Raw genomic sequence first — 21,290 nt, forward strand, 5'->3', positions numbered from 1 at the left:
CTACGGGCGCTGCCGCATCGTGATGGTCAGGATTGGTCGCGAACCGGCGCGCCGGTCTTCAGCGGGTGCGCCTTCTTGTGCCACGCCCAGGCGGTGCGGATGATCGTGGCCAGATCGGAATGCGCGGGACGGAAGTTCAAGGTCGCGCGTGCGGCGGAGGGATCGGCGACCAGATAGGTCGGATCGCCTGACCGCCGCGGCTTGACGACATGCGGGACTTCGCGGCCGGTCTCCGCCGCGATCGCGGAGAGGATTTCGCGCACGGAAAAACCGTTGCCGGTGCCGAGATTGAACGCGCCGCCGGGATGTCCCTCGAGCAGCAGCTTGAGCGCCAGCACGTGGGCCGCCGCGAGGTCCGTCACGTGGATGTAGTCGCGGATCGCCGTCCCGTCCGGCGTATCGTAATCGTCGCCGAACACGGCGAAGTCAGGCACATGCCCTTGCAGCGCCATCATGGCGCGCGGGATGAGGTGTGTCTCCACCTCGCGCAGCTCGCCGATGCCGCCGCCGGGATCGGCGCCAGCGGCGTTGAAATAACGCAACGCGAACGAGCCGAAGCCGTAGGCTGCGCGATAATCCGCCAGGACGCGCTCGATCATCCATTTCGAGGCGCCGTAGGGGTTGATCGGCGCGCACGGGTAGTCCTCCGGCAGCGCCTTGCTGTCGGCATTGCCATAGACCGCGCCGGTCGACGAAAACACCAGGCGCTTGCAGCCGGCCTCGCGCATGGCCGCCAGCAGCGACAGCGTGCCGGCGAGGTTGTTGACGTAGTATTTCTGCGGATCGGCAACGGACTCACCGACCAGGCTGGAGGCGGCGAAGTGCATGACGGCCACGATGTCATGCTCGGCAAAGGTCCGCGCCAGGGTAGCCTTGTCGGCGATGTCGCCGACCACCAGCGCGCCCGCGGCAAAACTGCGGTGGCCGGTTGAAAGGTTGTCGTAGGTGACGGGCTGGTAACCCGCCGCGTCCAGCGTCCTGCAGCAGTGCGAGCCGATATAGCCGGCACCGCCGGTGACGAGAATGACTGGACGACTGCTCATCGATTATGTTCCCCGCCTATATCGGCCGATCGGCCCTTGTTCAGCAACAAATAGAGCGCGCGCGGATTGGTGGTCAAATAGCGCCAGAACAGGCGGCGCGGCTCCAGCCAGGTGCGCCAGGCCCATTCGAGGCCCGCATGCTGCATCCATAGCGGCGCGCGGGCGCGGCTGCCCGACAGGAAATTAAACAGCCCACCCGACGTCTTGATGACGCCGACGTTGGACAGGTCGGGCGTGAATTCCTCGACGAAGGCCTGCTCATAGGGAACGCCGAGCGCAACCCAGAGATAGTCCGGCGCCAGCGCGTTGATTTCGGAGACCTTGGCACGCAGCGCCTCGCCCCGCAGAAAGCCGTGGCAACGGCCGACGATCTTGAGACCAGGATATTGCTCGCGAACGCGGGCGACCGCGGCGGCGTTCTCGGCCTCGTCCGCGCCCAGCATGTAGAAGGTCAGGCCTGCCGCCTCCGCCTTGCGGGCAACGGCGTGAAACAGGTCGGTGGTCGCGACGCGCTCGGGCAGCGGTGTCTTTGACCTGAACCGCGACGCGGTCACCAGCGGCTGGCCATCGGCATTGATCAGATCGGCGGCCCGGAACAGCCGGTTGGTCATCGGTTTGGTCGAGCAGCGCGCCAGCACCTCGCCATTGGCCGAGGTCAGATAGAGCGGACGATTGAGGCGGCGTTGCGGGAACACCATTTCGATCATGAAGTTCGCGGTCTGCTCGAGATCCAGCACGGCGAGCCGCAGCCCGCCCAACGTGATGCGAGGCACGCTGGCCGTGGCCGCTCTCCCGACGGGATTTACGCGACGCTCACGCATATTCCTTGTCCCGCTGCAGACTGACCGCCGTTGGGTTGACTTCGCTGAGGACGACACCGACCAGCTTGCGCTCGGCGCCGCCGAGGGCCGCGATGATGTCATCCATGCTGTCGTTGATATCGAGATACACCGGGAGGATTGCGACGAGCCCTTCGGCGATGTCGAGCAGTTTGCGGTCGGCCGGGCTCCACGGCATCGCCGGCCCGTCGAGAATCACGAGGTCATAGCCGCCGGTGGAACGCGCCTGCGCAATCGCCTTTCGGATGGCGTCACAGGCTTTCGCGTCGGTGGCGTTAACAGCCGGCAGGATCGAAATTCCGTTGGCGGTCGGAATCGCGCGGGCGGCTTTGGCGCCGATGCTGAGCCAGCCGAAGCGGCTGGGCTCGCTTCTGGCCAAGTGGCTCACCTTGGCCGACAACGCGCGTTCTTTGGGATCGGCATCGATCAACAGCACCTTGGCGCCATCACGCGCCGCGGCGAGCGCGATGTTCAGCGCAGCGATGCTGCGGTCCTGATCCACTCCGGCGCCGATCACAGCCATCACAGGCGGGGTTTCCCTGCCCGCGCGCCTGGCCAGCGCCGCGCGCATCTCGCGCATGGCATTGAGGACGGTCATCAGCGGAAAGCCCGCGCGCAACGTCGGCCAGCCGAGCCGCGTGACGTCGGTGGTGCTGTCAGTTGCAAGGATGCCGCCGATCGTGCGCATCACGTCGGTTTCCTGCAGCCGCGCGATCAGCGGCTTTTCGATCAGGCTGACCGCGGGTTGCGCGGCAGGCGGCTGCTTCTCGGCGGCGGGACCGGGTGGTTCCTTCGGAGTTTCTGCCGGCACTTTTTCCCGCGGCCGAACCGGGTTTGTGCCTGGCATTAACTGGTTGAGCGCAATGAACCAGCCAGAGGCGGCGAGCCAGCCAAAGACAAAACCGATCATCGCGAGCAGGCCCATGGCCGGCGGGAAGGTACGCCGCTGTGGCACGGTGGCCTCGCCGATGATACGTGCGTTCGAGGTGTTCAGGCTCTCCTGCTCCTCGGTTTCGCGCGATCGCTTGAGGAACGATTGATAGACGTCGCGGCTTGCCTCTACGTCGCGCTCGAGTTCGCGCAGGCGCACCGAGGCCTGGCTCATCTGCACGCTCTGGCGCTTCTGGGTTTCCAGCGCCTTGCCGAGCGAGGCTTCATAGTCGCGGGCGCGGATCAGGTCGTTCTTCGCGGACTGAGCGAAGCGCTCGACCTCTTCGTTGATGGCGCGGCGCAGGTCCTGCACCTGCTGCTCCATCTGGCGCAACGCCGGATGACGCGGTCCCAGTTCGCCGTGCAATTCCGCCTGGCGCTTCCGCGCTTCCGCATATTGCGCGCGCAGATTGGCGATGGTTTGCGATTGCAGCGCCTCAGGGATAGCGCCGGCGTCGGCCGATACCTTCCGGCTGGCTTCGATCTGGTCGAGTTTGGCCTGCGCGTCGAGCGTCAGCGCGCGGGCGGCGGCAAGCCGCTGATTGCTGGCGGAGAGTTGCTGGTCGCTGATCAGCGTGTCCTGGGTGCCGACGAAATTGTTCTGCGCCTTGTAGACCGCAAGCGTGTTCTCGGCGTTGCGAAGCCGTTCCTGCAGTTCCTTCAAGCGGCCGGAAAGGTCGGTGGTCGCGCGCCGCGCCGCAGCGGCCTGCGACTGCTTGGATTCGGCGAGATAGGCCTTCGAGATCGCGTTGGCGAGCATCGCCGCCTTGGCGGGCTCATACGACCAGACGTCGATATCGACGATGAAGGTGCGGTCGGTTTTCTTGACGTTGATGTGGCGATTGAGCGCTTCCAGCGCGCCCATCTGGATCTGCTTCTGCTGTTCGGCGGTCGGCCGCAGCTCGACCCCGACCAGGCCGAGCAGCGATCCCAGGATGCCGCTGGAATCGCCGCCGCCAAACTCCGGATCCTTTTCCAGATGGGTGTCGCGGATCACCTGCAGCAGCACATTGTTCGAAGTGATGACGCGCGCCTGGCTCTCCACCACCATCGCGAGGCCGGAAGTATCCTGGGCGCGCGGCGTCAGTTCGCGATCGACCAGCTGCAGTTCGCGGGGATCGACGTAGAGCTGGGTGGAGGCGGTGTATTTCGGTGTCAGGCTCTTGCCGATCGCAACTGCGACGCAGGCGGAAATCAGCGCCGCCGAGGCGATCGCGACCCTCCGTTGCCACAGGAGCCGGGTCAGATCGAGCACGCTGAAGCCCGCCGGCGCGGCTGTCGCCGCACGGCCGGCCTCAGGCTTTGCCCGGTCTATCGGCTGGTCATAGATAAGCATCGACCCCAGCTTTCATTCGAACTGCCGCACGCATCGGCTGAGGGGTTACTCTTGGGGTCACGCCACGGGCGCTGAAAAAAAGCGCGGAACAAACGCAACAGGGAAAATTAACCATACTCACCAATGGATTATTCCCCGAAATGGCAAACAAAGCGTTTAAGCGCGGGCGCATTGCATCGCCTCCGCCATGGTCAGGGCTGGAATGTTCCGCCGCGATGCCGCGCGAAGCGCATGCGCGAGCAAAGCAGGCGTACAGCCATACGGGCTCGGCCGGTCGGTGACGTCGTGGCCGTAGAAAATTAACCATCCGTTATTGATCTGCGCTTCGTCGAACGCACGATCGATCCCGTCGCAATCCATCTCGCGATCGATCAGCGGCATCGCGCGCAGGAACTGCAAGTCGACGCTGCCGGCGTTAACGCCCTGCACGATGCTGCGGCAGGTCTGAAATTCCTTCCTGAGCTGATGCTTGCGGGCGTAGGAGCCGTATCCGAACGGATAGGCGAAACTGCCGACCCGGATCGAAGGATCGAGCGTGCGAAGGTAGGCACGGTTGCGCATGGTTTCCTGCCGCAACGCGGCTTCATCGAGGTCGCAGGCGCGTTGATGCGAGAACGTGTGGCAGCCGATCTCGTGACCCCTGCGGTGAAGCGAGACCACGTCGCCGGCATCGCCCGCCACCCAGTCCGGCGCGTCGGCGCCGACCAGGCTGCCCGAGACATAGAACGTCCCGCGCGCGCCATGCGCTTCGAGCATCTCGGCGCCGGTCGTCGCCGCGCTCTTTGGCAGGTCGTCGAAGGTAAAGCTGACCATCGGCGCGCTGTTGCGCAGCCGGAACAGATCGACGCGCAGATGCATCGCCAGCCGGTGGCCGACCTTTGCCCTTGCCTCTGACAACATCGCGTTCATCGTCTCAACGCTTTCGCAGGATCACGTGGTAGTCGCCGTGCCGCACGTCGGTCTTGCCGGGCAGCAAGAAGTTCATCACCTTGGCCGCAGCATCGACCATGGCAGCGAACAGAGGCTTGCGCAATCGCATCTCCGGATAGCGCGGGCTCTCATACTGTTTGCGGTAGATCATTTGCAGGCCGTTCTGCTCGGCGAACGCCGCCAGGTTGGAAAGCGTGACGAGCGGATGAAACAGCGTCGGGAACGGCGCGTGGCCGGGCAGACCGGCTTTCTTGTCGCCGCGGACGTGGCGATAGAACCAGACGTGGAACCAGTGCGGCGAATATTTGGTGACGACGCCGGACAGCGATCGCGGATTGGGCGCGCCGATCAGGATCATGCCGTTCGGCTTCAGCGACTCGCAGAAGCGCAGCAGGGCCGCTTCGACATCGGGCACGTGCTCGATCACGTTGTAGCAGATCACCAGATCGAAGCTGCTGGGCTTGAAGCGATAGGTCTGGATGTCGCCGAGGATAGCCTCGTGCGCGTAATCGTTGTTGCGGATCTGGTCCTCGTCGATGTCGACCACGGTGACGTGGGCGCGGTGCAGCACCTTGAGCGGCAGGAAGCTGGTCGAGCCGCCGCCGGCTTCGTAGACCGAGAGTTCGCCCGCAGGGAGTGTCGCCTGGAGAATGCCGTGAACGGTCAGCAGGCTGTGTCGCGCCTGGCCGTGGGCCAGCTCGAGCAGCGCCTGCGGATGTTGCACGGCGTCGGCCGCCCGTCTGTGGTCGATCGTGGCTGCTTCGGTCATCGACTTCATCCATTCTGACGTGGGAGTTGCCTTGTTCATTTTAGTTTTCCCAATCGACGCGCTGGAAAGCTTCCATCAATGCCCGATCCGTCTTGTGAATTGACGCATCTAACGGCACACGGTTGGTGCGCTGGTATTTCCAGTTGCTGCCGATCTCGCGGAAGTGCCGAAACGAAAAGTCCCTGGTGCAGAAATACGACGCCCACCAGGAGAAGATCGAATGGACATGCCATTGCGCCCGCGTGGGACATCGGCCGGGAACCACCGTCCATTTCGGCAGGCACTCGTTTGCGTCGCGCCGCATCACGAGCCTTGAGAACCGGTAGTTCGGCGGCATCAGAATCGAGAAGTCGGCGTGCCGATGCGGAGCCTTGTGCATGTTGTCGCGGATGCCGTCATCGATGCCGATGATCCATCGCCCGCGATATCGAACCAGCCCCGTCCACGATTGTTCGGCGGCCTCGAACACCGATTTGCCGGACTTCGACAGCACCAGCTCGTCGATGTCGGAGTTCATGGCGCTCCGGGTATTCTGCAGGAAGCGCCATCTTGCGTGCTCCCACGCCCCCAGCTGGCAGAAATCGGAATCCCAGTGATCCCAGCTATTGGCGCCTTGTGGACCGTATTTGAAAGGCCACTCCATCACGACCGAGCATCGGATGCCCCGGACCGACCGGAGCGCCGCGCTCAGCGTGGCGCTGTCATAGGCGCTGGAGCCGTTGTCATAGATGAGAACGGCATCGGCGCCATGAATGTCCCGGTTGAATCTCACCCAATCGAGGATCCATTCGATCGGATTGTCCTTCGACATCGTGAAGATGACGCGGCGATCCCTGAATATCTCCGACTCGTTCGGCGATACCGAGAACGTGAAGCTCCCCAGTTCGCCCAATGCCTGGATCGGGCCGCCATGCTCGGGAATGTCCAGCCACAACTGCGCGTGGCGGTCGAGGTGCCGCGTCCGCGCCTTGCAGGTTCCGGCGCCGCTGATGAAGTTCGTCGTCGCGACGTCGCGCGCAAGGTTGAAGAATGGCGGTGCAAACAGGGCGACCGCCGATTTGCTCACCTGCACCGCGTCGTAGAACAGCGTATTGCTGTCGAAGTCGCGCTCGAAATTCTCGCCCCGGAACGCGGGCGGGCGCGTCGCCTCGCGCCGCTTGTCGGTGAAGTTCGACAGCGAAACTGAATTGGTTCGACAGATGACATGTCGATTGTCGGCTGCAACGATGGAATTTTTGCTCGCTAACCGCATCATGATTCTCTTGTCGACATGCTGGGTAGTCTCGTGGACGGGGCAGTGATGGACGGGGCCGGGAGACTGCGCCGCGCGCCGTAGGCGATCACGGCCTTGCGTAAGCCGGCGATGTCGAACACGAAGGCGGCGGCGACGTAGACAATGCAGCCGCTTGCGGCCAGCACGCCGAATGAGACCACGCCGACAGGAAGCAGCGGTTTCAGGAATGTCAGCACCAGCGCCATGATCGCCGTCGCCAGGACGATGCGCAGGAGCTGGAATGGGTTGAAGGGAAGCGGGAATGCATTGCGCGTGAGATACCAGCCGAAGGCCGCGCCGAAGGCTTCGACGATGACGAGGCTCGACGCCGCGCCGACGAGGCCGAATCTGGCCAACAGGACCGGCATGACCAGCAGGTTCGCGGTCAGCATCGCGACGCTTTGCGTCGTCATCATGAACGGCGTTTTGGCGAGATGAAAGCTCGCGTGGATGTAGGATTGCGAAATCGACTGAAACAGCCAGGCGAACGCCAGGATCGGCATGATCTGCGCCGCGGTCTCCCTGAACTCGCTGCCAAGGATCACGCCGGCAATATAGCTGCTCGTCAGCGCTACGCCGGCGACCGCCGGAAGGACGGCGGCCAGCAGGATTTCGAGGCTGAATTCCAGATGCGGCCGCGCTTCGGTGGCGCCGCCGGTGGCATAGGCGCGCACCGCCAGCGGGATCGTCGCCGAGGCGATGCTGACCGCCGGGATCAGGATGATCTGCCGGACGAGGTCGGCGGACGCGCCGTACTGGCCGGCCGCGTGGTCACCCATGAAATGAAACACCAGCATCCGGTCGAGCGCGGCGTGGAGCGCAAAGACGATGCCCGACAGCGTGATCGGAATGCCGAAGCCCGCAAAGGTCCGCAAATCGGAAACCTTCGGTCCGGCGACGGGGGATCGCAGGATCGTGCTGGCAAACAGCGTCGTCGTGACGAAGTAGGTAACGGTCACCATCGCGAGCTGGCACAGCCCGCCGCCGCCCAGCAGCGCTGCAGCCAGGCATAGCGTGAACGCCAGGCAGGCGCGAATGATCGACGCCGACATGAACGCGAACGATTGCAGGCGCGCTTTGAGCAGTTCCTGTCCGAGCTCAAACAGGCCGAGCCCCAGCGCGAAAAAGATGGCGGCGAGATTTCGCTCCAGCGATACCGACGTCGTCAGCGTGGCAACAAGGAGCGCGACGGGCGCGGCGAGGGCGGAGATGAGATAGGCGACGAAGATGGTCGTCCTGACATCGACTGCGCCGCCTTCCGACTGAAAACGAAGGGCAGATACGCGAACCCAGGTGAACAGCAGCGCCGAAACGATGCCCGCCGTGCTCAGACCGACGACGTAGACGCCATATTCCTCGGGCGAGAGCAGCCGCGTGAACACGACCGCGCTCAGCAAGCCGATCGCGGCCGATGCGACGCTCGCGATCGAATAATGGAACGTCTGGCTGAGCATTTAGACTTTCGGCCTTTGAAGCGCGGAACTTCGCTTCGGCATTGGGTTCAGGGTTAACGACACGTTGCAATTCATCTCAATGATCTGCCGGAGGCCGGCCGTTATCAGGCGCAATTCTCCCGCGGTACCCATTGAGCAAGATCAGTGCCGAACCGGCGCAACACATCTTGCGGCGCGTCGGCGTGGTTAATCGCTGGGTCGCTGTCGTCTCTCTGTCCGCATTTGCGACACGCCGATGCCGCTCCAGCCGCTGCGGTAACCATTGTGGAAGGCGCTGTTCGAGCCCGCGCCCATGATGGACTCGATATTGCAAAGCCGATCGCCGTAATCGTCGACCTCGTCGGCGAATGGATTGCCGATGACTGTACATTTTCGACAAAAGCTCTTTTCGGAAGAAACGCGCTGCGGGCCTCCTGTTCTTTTTGATACAGCTGACCTGTCCGGCCTGTATCCTTTTGTGACGGCGAAGCATGCGAGGACAGGCGATGTTTCGCACTGATCCGAAGCGGCGCAAAAAGCACGGCCTGCGGCGGCTGGTGCTGTTTCTGGTGGCCTTTGTGCTGACCGTGCTGCTGCTGGCGCATGTCGACAGCAACGCCGCCTCGCGCGCCGTTTCGACTCAAGCGAAGTTCGCGGGCGCCTTCGTCAATTGGGGGCCGATAGGTCGCGAGCATACGCTGCAGGCGTGGGAGAAATGGCTGAAGCAGGAGCCGTCCTCGGTATTGGGCGTCGACTTCTATGGTCAAACGACCTGGGAGGATTTCTCCAGGCTGAACTGGGTGCCGGGCGTCTGGAAGAAGCTCAACCCTGCGCGCAACGTGGTCTGGTCGATTCCATTGACGATGAAAGGAACGCCGCTCGCCGAAATTGCCGATGGGCTTCGCGATGCCGAATTCGAAGCGGCGGCGCGTGCGATTTCGGAGGCGCATCCGCAGGCGATCATTCGGCTCGGCTGGGAGATGAATCTGGCTGAGATGGCGTGGTTCGCCAAGGGGCACGAAGCCGATTACATCAAGGCGTTCCGGCGCGTCGTGGAAATATTCAGGCGTCACTCCACAGGCTTCAAGTTCGACTGGTGTCCGGGGTGGGGGCCGCAGGACATGCCGGCAGATCTCAGCTATCCCGGCGACGACGTCGTCGACTACATCGGTCTCGACATCTACGACTTCAAGCACGAAGGTACGGTTGAGGAGCGCTGGAACACCTTCTACGTCAAGGCTCCGTTCGGCCTGGAATGGCAGCGCGAGTTTGCGCGTCTGCACGGCAAGCGGATGAGCTACCCCGAATGGGGCGTCGGCAATTTCGGGGATAATCCGTTCTTCATCCAGCAGATGCACGACTGGTTCATGAAGAACGAAGGCAGCATTGCCTACGCCGCCTATTTCGACGTCGACGGAGCCTGGCCCACCCAGATCGACAACGGCCAGTTTCCAAACGCGCAGCGTCTGTTCCGCAAACTGTTCAGCCGCTGATCCGCGGCCAATGTTCAGCGCGGATTAACCCCATCCATTAACCGTCGCCGGAGTTCGGCGCTTCACGTTTCCCCGTCGGATCGAATATTGCACCACTGCGCGCGTAACGTTCGTCGCGGCCGGATCGATCCGGAGCGGACGACCGTATCGAGACGGAAATGTCCCGGGATTAACGCCGGCCATCCCGTTTCGGGACGACGAGACATATTCGTGAACGACCTGAGCGTCATGGCACAGATTTCGACCAGCGATCTCCGGATGGGCGGGCCTGATCCGTCGGTCAGGGCTCTGCGCGCGCTGGCGGCGATTTCGCCGGCGTTCGATCCCGCGACAGAAATCGTCGTTTGCATTCCGTGTTTTCGCCGGCCTCAGCACCTGCGCCGGACGCTGGAGTCGCTAGCCGCTCAGCGCACCAGCCGCCGCTTCGCCGTCGTCATGGTGGAGAATGATGTGTCGAAGTGCGAGAGCGTCCTGGTTGCCGCCGAGTACCTCGCGTCGCGGAAACTCGCGGGGTTGTGCGTGATCGAGCCGCGGCAGGGCAATTGCCACGCGATCAATGCCGCCTTCGAGACGGCGTTGCAGATGTTCCCGGCGGCGAGCAGCTTGCTGATGATCGACGATGATGAAATCGCGTCGCCGGACTGGCTGGAGCAGATGGTCAGGACTGCCAGTGCGACCGGCGCCGACATTGTTGGCGGGCCTGTGTTCCCCGAATTCGATGACGAACGGAAACGCGGGTTGCGGCGCCACCCGGCGTTTGCGCCGGCCTACGACGCCTCGGGACCGGTGCCGGTGATCTATGGCTGCGGCAATTGCCTGATCCGGCGCTCGGTGTTTTCCCGGTTGGGCATGCCGGCGTTTGACCTGCGTTTCAATTTTCTGGGTGGCGGTGATACCGATTTCTTCTACCGTTGCCGAAGGCTCGGCATGCGGTTTCATTGGGTAAACGAAGCCGCGATCAGCGAGACCGTGCCGCAAGGCCGCACGAGCCTGAAATGGCTGGTGATGCGGGGCTTGCGGATCGGCGCGATCAATTATCACGTCCAGCGCAAGGCGACGCCGACGGCCTGGTTGCGGACGAAATTGACGATCAAATTGCTGGCTGCCTTGCCGCTTTCGCTTGTCTATGCCGTGCGCGCTATCCTGACCGAACGTAAGTGGACCATTGCCATGCATCCGGTAACGGTTGCGATCGGCAGCGCGCTGGCCGCGTTCGGCCTCGAACCGCAACCCTACAAGGCCTCGAAGATCGTCTCATGAGCGAGCTCCTCGACACATCCGAGATCCGCAGCCTGGCCGCCGGGATCGAGCGCCAGCAGGTGATGGATGTCGTTCGCGGCGCGACCTTTGTCGGAACGCTGCTGCTCGGATGGATATCGCTGCACCCGTTTGAAAGCCTCGGCGATCTGCAGATCGGCGACGTCGGCACAGGAAACGAGCTGGCGACTTATGCGGTGTTCGGTGGCCTGAGCGTGCTGACGGTTGCGCTCGCCATGCGAAATGACGCGCGGGGACTGGCGACGTTGCTGTCGCCGGCATTGGTCCTGTTCGGCGCGTGGCTGCTGGCGACGGTGGTGTTGTCGTTCGATCCGGGCACGTCGATCAAGCGTCTTTCGCTCACGATCTGCGTTGTCGCGGTCACCGCCGCCCTGATGCTGTTGCCGAGATCGCAGCAGGAACTGATGCATTGGTTCACGATCGCCGCGCTCACATTGCTGGCAATCTGCTATCTCGGAATATTGCTGGCGCCCGATCTTTCGATTCATCTGGCGACCGATCCGCAGGAGCCTGGATTGGCCGGCAACTGGCGCGGCGCGTTCGGCCACAAGAACCAGGCCGCGGCCATCATGGTGATGGTGCTGTTTCTCGGCGTCTACATCATCCGCTCCGGCCTGTGGATATGCGGCGCCGCGATCATCGTGCTCGCCTCGCTGTTCCTGCTGTACTCGGCCGGAAAGAGCTCGCTGACCCTGTGCTTTGCGGTGCTGTTGCTGACGTCGGTAACGTCAGTCATCCGCCCGTTCTGGCTTCGCGCGATCATATTGCTGACGCCGCTGGTGTTGCTGAACCTGCTCAGCGTCGGCACGGTGATGTTTGAGGGCCTCGCGGGAATTTCCAGACTGTTGCCGTTCGACTCAACGTTCACCGGCCGTACCGACATCTGGGCGTTTGCGCTGCAGTCGCTCCACGCGCGATTGCTGACCGGCTACGGCTTTGCATCCTTCTGGGGCTCTAGCGCCATTCAAAATCTTCCCGAGGGCAAGGAGTGGGCCGGCTTCGCCGCGCACAGCCACAATGGCTATCTCGACACCGCGCTGGGCATGGGCCTTCCCGGACTTGCCTTGCTCATTCTGGTGCTGGTGATCGTGCCGTTGAGGAATTTTCAAAAGGCGGACGAGGGCGGCAACAACGGTCCGCTTGCCATGATGCTGCTGCGGATCTGGTTGTTCGGGCTCTATCTGTCGGCGATGGAAAGCTTCTTCCTCGACCGCTCCGATCCACTGTGGTTCACGTTCCTGATGGCGGTATTCGGCCTGCACTATCTCGCGCGGTTCCGGGCGGCAGACTAGCGGCCCGTCATTCCGGGGCGATGCGAAGCATCGAACCCGGAATCTCGAGATTCCGGGTCTGGCCCTTCGGGCCATCCCGGAATGACGGCTAAGACCGCCTCAGCAACATCCTTCCACCAGCCGTCGAAATCGAACGGCAAGTGTACCGGCGGCCGTTTGACCACCGCGGCGATCCGGTCGGCATAGGCTTCGTTGTCCGAGCCGCGCGCGACCAGCACGATGGCGCCGCGGGCGATCAATTCCTTAAAGCGCGGATGATGGTCGAACTCCTCCGGCAGCTCGGGCCCGGCAACGATCAGCGGACGGCCGGACTGCACGCAGGCGAGAATACTGGAGCGCCGCGCGGTAAGCCCTTCATCGAGCGGATAGCAGAATGCGTCGATCTCGCTGAACAGGCCGAAGACTTCGTAGTCGGAGGCGACGAAGCCGGAGACAATCAAATCGTCGGCGATGCCGAGTTCGTTGGCGCGGGCGCGGAATTCTTCCTCGACCCTGTCCACGCCGCGGATGAAGGAGCCGATATAGACGATCAGCGGCTTGAGTCCACGCTGCTTCAGCATGGCGCCGATTTCGAGCAGCGCATTGGGTTGCTTGCCTGGATAGATCGATCCGAAATGACCGATCACCAGCCGCCCGTCGCCTTTCGCCGCGGCGAGGCGAGGCCGCAACTTCGAATCCTCGATGCCTGCCGGCGCTTCGATGTTCGGCGGCAGCGGTGCAAGCACGCATTTTTTCGCGGTCCAGCCGAGCAGCGGATCATCTTCCAGCTCGCGCCGCACCAGCGGCGAGAACATGATGATGGTATCGGCCAGCAGCAACGCCGGCATGTAGGTGATGCGGCGCAGCCAATGCAGCCCGTTCCATTCGTGCTGAATCAAAACGACCTTGCGCCGCCGCAGCCGGGCGATCGCCATTGCCACGAGTGGTGCGAACATCACGCGTTTCCAGGCGACGATCGGGAAGTTGCAGACTACGCTTTGCGCCGTGCCGACCGCGCGCCAGATCTCGGCGAGCGATCCTTCTCCACGCGTTAGCGTTAATGTCGCGCTGGTTCCAGGCTCGAGCTTTTCGATCGTCTCCTGCAACAGGCGGGTGAACTGGCCGACGCCGCAATGCATCTGCGGCCCCGCGCCGAGAAACAGCGCCCGATATCGGGTTTCTCCAGTCATCGTGCGGCGACGAGCTTTTCTAAAAGCGTTTTCAAGCGAAGTGGATTCCACTTCGCGTTTAGAAAACGCGCTGAAATGGATACCGGCGTTAGCCATACATCCCAGACATTAGCTTCCGGTAAGCGGCAGTGTCTGCCCGGCACCGTTCTTGCCAATCCGACCATGAAGATCGTCCGGCCGTCTCATAACGGGACATCGGGCGGTCACGGCAATGGCGGAAGGCCGCGATTTCGGGACAGCCGGAATAGGCGTCGACCCAGCCAACGGGAAGCAGGAGCGCGGGCGATGACGGGCAAGATCTTCAGCACATGGGATGAGACGCATTCCGAGCTTTGGAGTCACCAGCCGATCCGTCTCGAACATGCGATGCACAAATCGCCGGTGTTCTCGATCGACGAGCTCGCGCAACTGATCGAGAGCTATCCACGCGAGCACTACAACCTGGTCAAGACGGGCGCCAGGGGATCCAGCCGCGTGTGGCGCGAGGGCGATATCGGCAACCTCTCCGGCCGGCAGGTCATCGAAGCGATTTCCCGGGGCGGCCTCTGGCTCAACTTGCGCGACGTCGGCTCGGTCGATAGCCGCTACCGCAAGCTGATCAACCGGATGTTCGCCGAGATCGCGGCCAAGGTTCCTGATTTCGTGGTGCCGAACCACCAGGCCGGCATCCTGATCTCGTCGCCGGACGCGCAGGTCTATTATCATGCCGATCTGCCGGGGCAGGGCCTGATCCAGATCGCCGGCCGCAAGCGGGTCTATGTCTATCCAAACACCGCGCCGTTCATCAAGCCGCAACACCTCGAGGACATCGCGCTGTTCGACGTCGAGGTCGATCTGCCTTACGCGCCCTGGTACGACGGGCACGCGCAGGTGTTCGACCTCGAACCCGGCCAGATGTTGAACTGGCCGCTGAACGCACCGCACCGCGTCGAGAATCTCGGCACCGTCAACATCTCGATGACGGTATCCTATGGCAACGACGAGATCCGGCGCGCCCAGATCGTCCACCTCGCCAACGGCCTGCTGCGCCATCGCTTCGGTTACACGCCGAAGACCAGCAATCTGCGCGGGCCGTCCTTCTTCGCCAAGAAGGCGCTGCAGAAGCTCGTGCGCGACGGCAAGTGGGTCAAGCGCGAGCGCAGCGCCCGCCGTGCGATCGATTTCCGCCTCGACGCCGCCGAGCCCGGCAAGATCGTCGATCTGCCGAAGGCGGCATAAGTCGCAACGCCGATGACGGTGCTGACGACCAGTGCGGAGCAATTGGCGGCGCGGCCGACAAGCCGTACGGCTGGATTCCGCGTCGAGCTGTTGCGCGATTGGCAGCAGGCCGTCACGCGCTGGCATGACATCAGCCCGTCGACGCCGTTCCAGCATCCGCAATGGTACGACGCCTGGTACCGCGCCTTCGCCGATGCCGAGGGCATCGCGCCGCTGATCGCCGTCGTCACGGATGCATCGACCGGCGAGCCGGTGGTGCTGCTGCCGTTGATCCGCCGACGGCAGAACAATATCGCAACCGTCGAATTCGCCGATCTCGATCTGACTGACTACAACGCGCCAATTGTTGGATGCGCGGCGCCACGCGATGCCAAGGCGGCGCGCGCGCTGTGGCGCAGCCTGCTGTCGGCGTTGCGCCGGATGCCCGAGAAGGCCGATCTCATTCGTCTGCGCAAAATTCCCGTCGATCTCGATGGCAAGCCAAATCCCATTGCCCTGCTCGGCGCCGGCGGCCCATGCTCGCTGAACGGCAATCTCGTCACGACAGGCGAGGATTACGACGGCTGGCGCTACACGTTGGAAAAGACCGTGCGGAAGGAGCTGGAGCGGAGCTGGCGCGTGTTCACGCGCGATCCGGCCGCGTCGTTCGCGATCATCACCGACACCAGTGAAGCGTTGCGGATTCTCTCGACCACCGAGGCTCAGCAGGGCACGCGGATGCAAAGCCTCGGGATGAACTACATCCTCAATGACGAGACCTGCGCCGCGTTCTACCGCAACCTGATTCGCGACGGCGTCCGTAATGGCTACGCGCTGGTCTCGGCGCTCACGGCCGGCGATGAGGTCGTGGCGACGCTGCTCGGCATCAGGACCGGCTCACGCTACGTGATGATCCGCATCAGCAATGCCGGCGAGAAATGGTCGAACTGCTCGCCGGGCCGGCTGATCATCGAACGCACCATGGCCGCCCTGCACAGGGACGGCGTGCGCGAGTTCGATTTCAGTGTCGGCAATTACGCCTACAAGCGCCGCTTTGGCGTGACGCGGTTGCCGCTGATCGACGTCAGCGCCGCCTTGAGCTGGCGCGGATGGCCCTACACACTGCGCGATCGTATGGTGCGTGCAGTGCGCAACTATCCGCGGCTCGATGGCTGGCTGAAGCGCACACTCGGTAAGCCGTTGTCACACGAAGAGAATTGACGTGTGCCGCTGGAGTTCCACAGCGGTGCAAATCTGTCACACATGCCGGGATAGTGGGGACGTTCTCCCTGTGTTCGCGAGAGTTCATGATCGCCGGTGCGCCAGAGGCGTAGGCTCCGCTTCGGGTCAGGGACTACTGGTGAATGCTTTTCTTGGGTGTATTTGGGGAGAGCCAACATGCCAGCCTACATCCATCATCACGACGATATCGAGCCGGGCTTCGTCATCTGCCCGAGCTGTGTGGGGCTCGAAATGTATGTGCGGGACGTCGAGCCGCATTGGAGCATGGCGAAGATCGACTTCACTTATGAATGCGCCGACTGCGGCGCCGAAGTTCGCCAGACCATCGTGAAGCCGCAACTGCGGCATTAGCCCGGGAATCGTAGGGGGCAGAAGGGGCGGTGCGCCGTGCCCACCTTCCCATCGCAATTTGGACGGGGATGGTGGGCACGCGCTTCGCCCCACCCTACACAGCAGCTCTAAACCTGCCGCACCACGCCCGGCTTGCCCGGATCGCATTCCAGCGCGTCGCGATCCCACTTCGCCGCGATCGCCGCGGCTTCGTACGTGCTCTGCAGGAAATCGAGCAGCGCGGTGTCGGGATCAGCAGCCGTCCGCACGGCGTCGTAGGGCAGAATGAATTCGCCGAGCGCTTCGCTGAAGAACGCCGCGTCGGGGCGCACCTTGGTCGTGCGGAAGCCTGATGGCTCGGGATAGGCATAGGAATAGAACGCGGGATAATCGATCGCGCCACTGCCTGGCCAGAAGCCGGCGCTGCTGACTTCGTGTGAATAGGCCTCATGTGCGACTGCGTCGGGCAAATGCGGCACGCCGCCGGGATGACGCGGCGCGCGGCGGCCGGAGAAGCGCGTCACTGCGAGATCGAAACTGCCCCAAAAGAAATGCACCGGGCTCGCCTTGCCGAGAAAGCCGGTGCGGAATTGTTTGAAGACGCGGTCGCAGTTGACGAGGATTTGCAGGAAACGTCCGATGGCTTCGGGGTCGTAGGAGGCATGCGCCGTGTCTAACGAGAACCGCACCGGATCGGGCAGTTCGTTTGGCATCTCGTCTATGGCAACAGCAATGCCGAGTTCGGCAAGCGCGGCAAGTGTGGCGGCGTAGAAGCTCGCAACGGAGTGGCCCGGCAGCGCAAAGTGCCGATGCGTGCCGTCGCTGGTCGAGATGCGCAAGCGATGGTCGATGAAATCGAAATCGATCTGGAAGGTTCGCGCACCGTCAGGCACCGGCGACGTCGTCAATCCGCGCGGCGTGACATAGAGCGTCACATGCCAGGAATGATTGAGCCACGGTGATTTCGTGAGCCGGATCTTGCCGACGATCTGGGTCCAGAGCTGAACCGTCGCACAGGTGTCACGCCACGCCGCGGTCGGCAATTCCGGCCACGGGGTTTGCGAATTATTGCTCATGCCGGAACCCTGCGCGTGCTGCCCTGAAGGCCGAAGGCCTACCACGAATCCACGAGGTCTTTAGAAACCAGGCCTCACGATTTCGTGCATTCCGGGCAGCGCCGTTGTCCGCGCGAGGCGCGGAAGAGGCTCCTGCACCACCAGCGCCGCGCCATCGCCTGCAGCGGCCGACGTGCCAGTTGAGCGAAAAAGATAATCTCCACCATAGCTCGATCCATCGTCCCCAATGGACCAGATATGGCGGCATCCTCGAATGAGAATGCCGCCTGTATCGCATCAGCCATGCAGTTTATTCGCGGTCTCCGCGATCACGCGCCCTTGATAGCGCGCGCCGGCGAGTTCGTTCTCGCTCGGCTGGCGGCTGCCGTCGCCGCCGGTGATCGTGGTGGCGCCGTAGGGCGCGCCGCCGGTGATTTCGTCGAGCTTCATCTGGCCGGCAAAACCGTAGTTCAGGCCGACGATGGTCATGCCGAAGTGCAGCAGGTTGGTGATGATCGAAAACAGCGTGGTTTCCTGTCCGCCATGCTGGGTCGCGGATGCGGTGAAGGCGCCGCCGACCTTGCCGTGCAGCGCGCCCTTGGCCCAGAGGCCGCCGGCCTGATCGAGGAAATTCGCCATCTGCGACGCCATGCGGCCAAAGCGGGTGCCGGTGCCGACAATGATGGCGTCGTAATTGGCGAGGTCTTCGATCTTGGCGATGGGGGCGGCCTGATCGAGCTTGTAGTACGACGCCTTTGCGACCTCCGCTGGCACCAGCTCCGGCACGCGCTTGACGTCGACAGTGGCGCCGGCCTCACGCGCGCCTTGCGCGACGGCATTCGCCATCGTCTCGATGTGACCGTAGGCGGAATAATAGAGCACAAGTACTTTGGCCATGATGGGTGGTCCTTTTGGTTTGGGGTTGATGTGAGGTGTTCGATAAAAAATCAGTCGTCATGCCCGGCCAAAAGCGCGAAGCGCGTCTTCGCGCTAGATGCCGGGCATCCACGTTTTCCTTCGCGTCAAGGCGTGGATGGCCGGGACAAGCCCGGCCATGACGGCGGGGGAGTTGCGTTGCGCTACGCCGCGTCGACCAGCACCAGTTCTGAATCTTCCAGCGCGGTAATCGTGAGCTTCGCCTCGTTGCGGATCGCGGCGCCGTCGCGGGCGTTGACGCGCACGCCGTTGACTTCGACGCTACCCGCCGCCGGCACCAGATAGAGGTGGCGCGCGTTGTGCAGCTCGTATTCCGCGCTTTCGCCGGCCTTCAGCGTGGTGGCGAGCACCCGCGCATCGGCGCGGATCGGCAGCGCATTCTTGTCGCCGGCAATGCCGCTGGCGATGGTGACGAGCTTGCCGGAGCGGTCGGACTTCGGAAACGGTTTCGCGCCCCAGGTCGGCTGGCCGCCCTTCGTCGTCGGCTCGATCCAGATCTGGAAGATCTTGGTCTTCGCGGGTTCGAGATTGTACTCGGAATGACGAATGCCGCTGCCGGCGCTCATCACCTGCACGTCGCCGGCTTCGGTCCGGCCCTTGTTGCCGAGCGAGTCCTGATGCGTGATCGCGCCTTCGCGAACATAGGTGATGATTTCCATGTTGGCGTGGGGGTGGGCGGGAAAGCCGGTGTTCGGCGCGATCTCGTCGTCGTTCCACACCCGCAAGGCGCCATGGCCCATATTATCGGGGTCATAGTGGCTGCCGAACGAGAAGTGATGCTTTGCTTTCAGCCAGCCGTGATCTGCGCTGCCGAGTTTTGCAAATGGTCTGAGTTCGATCATGGGATATTCCTTCGTTGAAAGTTTTTCTTGAATGAGGCGGCCGGGCGGCATGCGCCCGGCCTTGCTGGATTTGAGTTATGCGCCGAAGCCGCCATCAACGTTGAGCACCGTGCCGGTCACGAACGAGGCCTGCGGGCTGGTGAGAAACACGACGCCGGCGGCGATCTCTTCGGCGGTGCCGTAGCGCTGCAGTGCATGCTGGGTGCGCTGGGCTTCGGCAAAATCGCCGCCGTCCTTCGGGTTCATGTCGGTGTCGATCGAGCCCGGCTGCAGCACGTTGACGGTGATGCCGCGCGGTCCGAGGTCGCGCGATGCGCCCTTGGTATAGCCGACGATCGCAGCCTTGGTGGCGGCGTAGTCGGCAAGCCCCGGGAACGATGCGCGGGTGGCGATGCCGGAGCCGACGGTGACGATACGGCCGCCTTCGCCCATCAGCTTTGAAGCGGTGCGGATCGCAGCGACGACGCCATGAACGTTGATCGCGTCCTGGCGGGCCAGTGCCGTGGTATCGGCATTGGGATCGTCGACCGCGCCGCTCACGGCAACGCCGGCGTTGTTGACGAGGATGTCGAGCCTGCCAAATACCTTGGCGACGTCCTTGACCAGTTGTTCGACTTCTGTCGATGACGCCTGGTCGGCCTTGAAAGCGCGGGCTTCGACGCCCTTGGCCTTCAGTTCGGCCACAACCGCCTCGGCCTTGTCGGGGGAGGCGACATAACTGATCGCGACGTTGGCGCCTTCATCGGCGAGGGCGCGGGCAGAGGCTGCGCCGATGCCGCGCGAGCCGCCGGTGACGAGGGCAACCTTGCCTGAGAGCTTCTTGGTCATTGGATTTCTCCGTTGCTTGAATTCCGATGGCCATTGGATATGTCGCCCGACGTGGTATAGAAATAGAAACTATTGAAACTCATTGTTTCCAAAATGAAGACTTGGAGGTTTTCCGAATGTCAAAGCTCCCGGATTTCGAGGCGCTCGCGATTTTCGCGAAAGTCGTGGAGTTACGGTCGTTTGCGTCAGCGGCGAGCGAACTGGCGCTGTCCAAGGCCACCGTGTCCAAGGCGGTCAGCCGGCTGGAGCAGCGGCTCGGCGCGCGGCTGTTCAACCGCACCTCGCGGCGGCTGGCGCTGACCGATGCCGGCCAAAAGCTGGCGGAGCGCGCCGCGCGCCTGCTGGCCGACGGCGAGGACGCCGAGAACGAGGTGCTGTCGCAATCGATGACGCCGCGCGGGCTGGTGCGGCTCGCGGTGCCGATGACGTTCGGGGTGAAGGCCGTGGCGCCGATCTTGCCGGAGTTTCTTGAGAAGTATCCGGAAGTCTCGATCGATCTGCACCTGAGCGACGCAACGGTCGATCTGATTGGCGAGGGTTTTGATGCCGGCCTGCGCATCGCGCGGCTGCCGGACTCTTCACTGATCGCGCGGCGGCTGTGCGCCATGCCGCGCTACACGGTGGCGGCACCTTCATACTTGAAGCGACATGGCAGGCCGACACATCCCATGCATCTCGCGGAGCATAAATGCTTCGGCTACGCCTATCTCTCGACACCAGGTGTCTGGCACTACAGCAATGCGGCCGGAGAGCAGGCGAGCGTCCGTCCCGCGGGCCAGCTCCGCGTCAACAATGGCGAAGCCGTGTTGCCGAGCGTCATCGCCGGCCTCGGCATCGCCGATCTGCCGGACTTCATCGTCGGCGATGCGATTGCATCGGGCGAAGTCGAAGTGATCCTGAAAGGCTGGCACCAGCCCGAAGGCGCGGTGCATCTAGTTACCCCGCCCGGCGGCCCGCGGCCCGCGCGCGTGGAAGTGCTGGCGGATTTTCTGGCGAAGCATTTTGCGAAGGCGAAGAAACGGAAGTAACGCCGACGTAACGTCTTCTTCACCCTCCCCTGGAGGGACCCGCAAGG

General features: G+C 63.2%; 19 protein-coding genes. 7 read left to right on the forward strand and 12 right to left on the reverse strand.

All coding sequences use genetic code 11. The annotated features are described in order from the left end of the window. Window positions 1–26 precede the first annotated feature (26 nt). The 7 genes from galE to V1283_RS43730 all read right to left on the reverse strand — a co-directional run bounded on the left by galE (window position 27) and on the right by V1283_RS43730 (window position 8,574). On the reverse strand, window positions 27–1,043 hold the full coding sequence (galE, locus tag V1283_RS43700; protein WP_334392757.1) for a UDP-glucose 4-epimerase GalE: 1,017 nt from the start codon (window positions 1,041–1,043) through the stop codon (window positions 27–29). After that, window positions 1,040–1,864: a WecB/TagA/CpsF family glycosyltransferase gene (locus tag V1283_RS43705; RefSeq protein WP_334392758.1), complete on the reverse strand. Its 825-nt coding sequence runs from the start codon at window positions 1,862–1,864 to the stop codon at window positions 1,040–1,042. Before V1283_RS43705 ends, galE begins: the two co-directional genes overlap by 4 nt. After that, window positions 1,857–4,148 (reverse strand): exopolysaccharide transport family protein, encoded by a 2,292-nt coding sequence (locus tag V1283_RS43710; RefSeq protein ID WP_334392759.1) that lies wholly within the window; start codon window positions 4,146–4,148, stop codon window positions 1,857–1,859. Before V1283_RS43710 ends, V1283_RS43705 begins: the two co-directional genes overlap by 8 nt. Window positions 4,149–4,304: 156 nt before the next feature. Beyond that, window positions 4,305–5,048 (reverse strand): polysaccharide deacetylase family protein, encoded by a 744-nt coding sequence (locus tag V1283_RS43715; RefSeq protein WP_334392760.1) that lies wholly within the window; start codon window positions 5,046–5,048, stop codon window positions 4,305–4,307. A 13-nt stretch (window positions 5,049–5,061) separates the two neighbouring features. Continuing rightward, window positions 5,062–5,886 carry a class I SAM-dependent methyltransferase gene (locus tag V1283_RS43720; protein ID WP_334392762.1) on the reverse strand — a complete coding sequence of 275 codons (825 nt, stop codon included), beginning with the start codon at window positions 5,884–5,886 and terminating at the stop codon, window positions 5,062–5,064. 1 nt (window position 5,887) lies between these two features. After that, the gene (locus V1283_RS43725; protein ID WP_334392763.1) at window positions 5,888–7,099 is read right to left on the reverse strand and encodes a hypothetical protein; all 1,212 of its coding nucleotides are present in this window, start codon (window positions 7,097–7,099) and stop codon (window positions 5,888–5,890) included. Next, window positions 7,099–8,574 carry a lipopolysaccharide biosynthesis protein gene (locus V1283_RS43730; RefSeq protein WP_334392764.1) on the reverse strand — a complete coding sequence of 492 codons (1,476 nt, stop codon included), beginning with the start codon at window positions 8,572–8,574 and terminating at the stop codon, window positions 7,099–7,101. The genes V1283_RS43725 and V1283_RS43730 overlap by 1 nt, the downstream gene beginning before the upstream one ends. A 485-nt stretch (window positions 8,575–9,059) precedes the next feature. On the opposite strand from V1283_RS43730, the gene V1283_RS43735 reads away from it, so the two are divergent. From V1283_RS43735 to V1283_RS43745, 3 genes are all read left to right on the forward strand, one after another. Beyond that, entirely contained in the window at window positions 9,060–10,046 is a 987-nt protein-coding gene (locus V1283_RS43735) for a glycoside hydrolase family 26 protein (protein ID WP_334392765.1), read from the forward strand. 258 nt (window positions 10,047–10,304) lie between these two features. After that, window positions 10,305–11,306: a glycosyltransferase family 2 protein gene (locus V1283_RS43740; RefSeq protein ID WP_442895923.1), complete on the forward strand. Its 1,002-nt coding sequence runs from the start codon at window positions 10,305–10,307 to the stop codon at window positions 11,304–11,306. After that, the gene (locus V1283_RS43745) at window positions 11,303–12,616 is read left to right on the forward strand and encodes an O-antigen ligase family protein (RefSeq protein ID WP_334392767.1); all 1,314 of its coding nucleotides are present in this window, start codon (window positions 11,303–11,305) and stop codon (window positions 12,614–12,616) included. Before V1283_RS43740 ends, V1283_RS43745 begins: the two co-directional genes overlap by 4 nt. Here V1283_RS43745 and V1283_RS43750 read toward each other — a convergent pair. Then, complete coding sequence (locus V1283_RS43750) at window positions 12,613–13,785, reverse strand: hypothetical protein (protein ID WP_334392768.1); 1,173 nt, start codon at window positions 13,783–13,785, stop codon at window positions 12,613–12,615. The two genes, V1283_RS43745 and V1283_RS43750, sit on opposite strands and share 4 nt — an antisense overlap. A gap of 285 nt (window positions 13,786–14,070) precedes the next feature. Here V1283_RS43750 and V1283_RS43755 point away from each other — a divergent pair, with 285 nt between their 5' ends. The 3 genes from V1283_RS43755 (at window position 14,071) to V1283_RS43765 (ending at window position 16,575) form a co-directional block, all read left to right on the forward strand. Then, complete coding sequence (locus V1283_RS43755; RefSeq protein WP_334392769.1) at window positions 14,071–15,003, forward strand: cupin-like domain-containing protein; 933 nt, start codon at window positions 14,071–14,073, stop codon at window positions 15,001–15,003. A gap of 12 nt (window positions 15,004–15,015) precedes the next feature. Next, window positions 15,016–16,203 (forward strand): GNAT family N-acetyltransferase, encoded by a 1,188-nt coding sequence (locus tag V1283_RS43760; RefSeq protein ID WP_334392770.1) that lies wholly within the window; start codon window positions 15,016–15,018, stop codon window positions 16,201–16,203. Window positions 16,204–16,380: 177 nt separating this feature from the next. Further along, window positions 16,381–16,575: a hypothetical protein gene (locus V1283_RS43765; protein WP_212417900.1), complete on the forward strand. Its 195-nt coding sequence runs from the start codon at window positions 16,381–16,383 to the stop codon at window positions 16,573–16,575. Between the two features lie 107 nt (window positions 16,576–16,682). On the opposite strand, the gene V1283_RS43770 is transcribed toward V1283_RS43765, so the two are convergent. The 4 genes from V1283_RS43770 to V1283_RS43785 all read right to left on the reverse strand — a co-directional run bounded on the left by V1283_RS43770 (window position 16,683) and on the right by V1283_RS43785 (window position 20,215). After that, window positions 16,683–17,630 carry a DUF5996 family protein gene (locus V1283_RS43770; RefSeq protein ID WP_334392771.1) on the reverse strand — a complete coding sequence of 316 codons (948 nt, stop codon included), beginning with the start codon at window positions 17,628–17,630 and terminating at the stop codon, window positions 16,683–16,685. Between the two features lie 276 nt (window positions 17,631–17,906). Next, the gene (gene wrbA / locus V1283_RS43775) at window positions 17,907–18,506 is read right to left on the reverse strand and encodes an NAD(P)H:quinone oxidoreductase (protein ID WP_334392772.1); all 600 of its coding nucleotides are present in this window, start codon (window positions 18,504–18,506) and stop codon (window positions 17,907–17,909) included. A gap of 182 nt (window positions 18,507–18,688) precedes the next feature. Then, window positions 18,689–19,387, reverse strand: coding sequence for a pirin family protein (locus tag V1283_RS43780; RefSeq protein WP_334392773.1), 699 nt, complete (start codon window positions 19,385–19,387; stop codon window positions 18,689–18,691). A gap of 75 nt (window positions 19,388–19,462) precedes the next feature. Then, the gene (locus tag V1283_RS43785) at window positions 19,463–20,215 is read right to left on the reverse strand and encodes an SDR family NAD(P)-dependent oxidoreductase (protein WP_334392774.1); all 753 of its coding nucleotides are present in this window, start codon (window positions 20,213–20,215) and stop codon (window positions 19,463–19,465) included. A 116-nt stretch (window positions 20,216–20,331) separates the two neighbouring features. Between V1283_RS43785 and V1283_RS43790 the strand changes: the two genes are divergently transcribed. Beyond that, window positions 20,332–21,243: a LysR family transcriptional regulator gene (locus V1283_RS43790; RefSeq protein WP_334392775.1), complete on the forward strand. Its 912-nt coding sequence runs from the start codon at window positions 20,332–20,334 to the stop codon at window positions 21,241–21,243. Window positions 21,244–21,290 lie beyond the last annotated feature (47 nt).

The sequence above is a fragment of the Bradyrhizobium sp. AZCC 2262 genome (genome assembly GCF_036924535.1).
Lineage (GTDB): Bacteria > Pseudomonadota > Alphaproteobacteria > Rhizobiales > Xanthobacteraceae > Bradyrhizobium.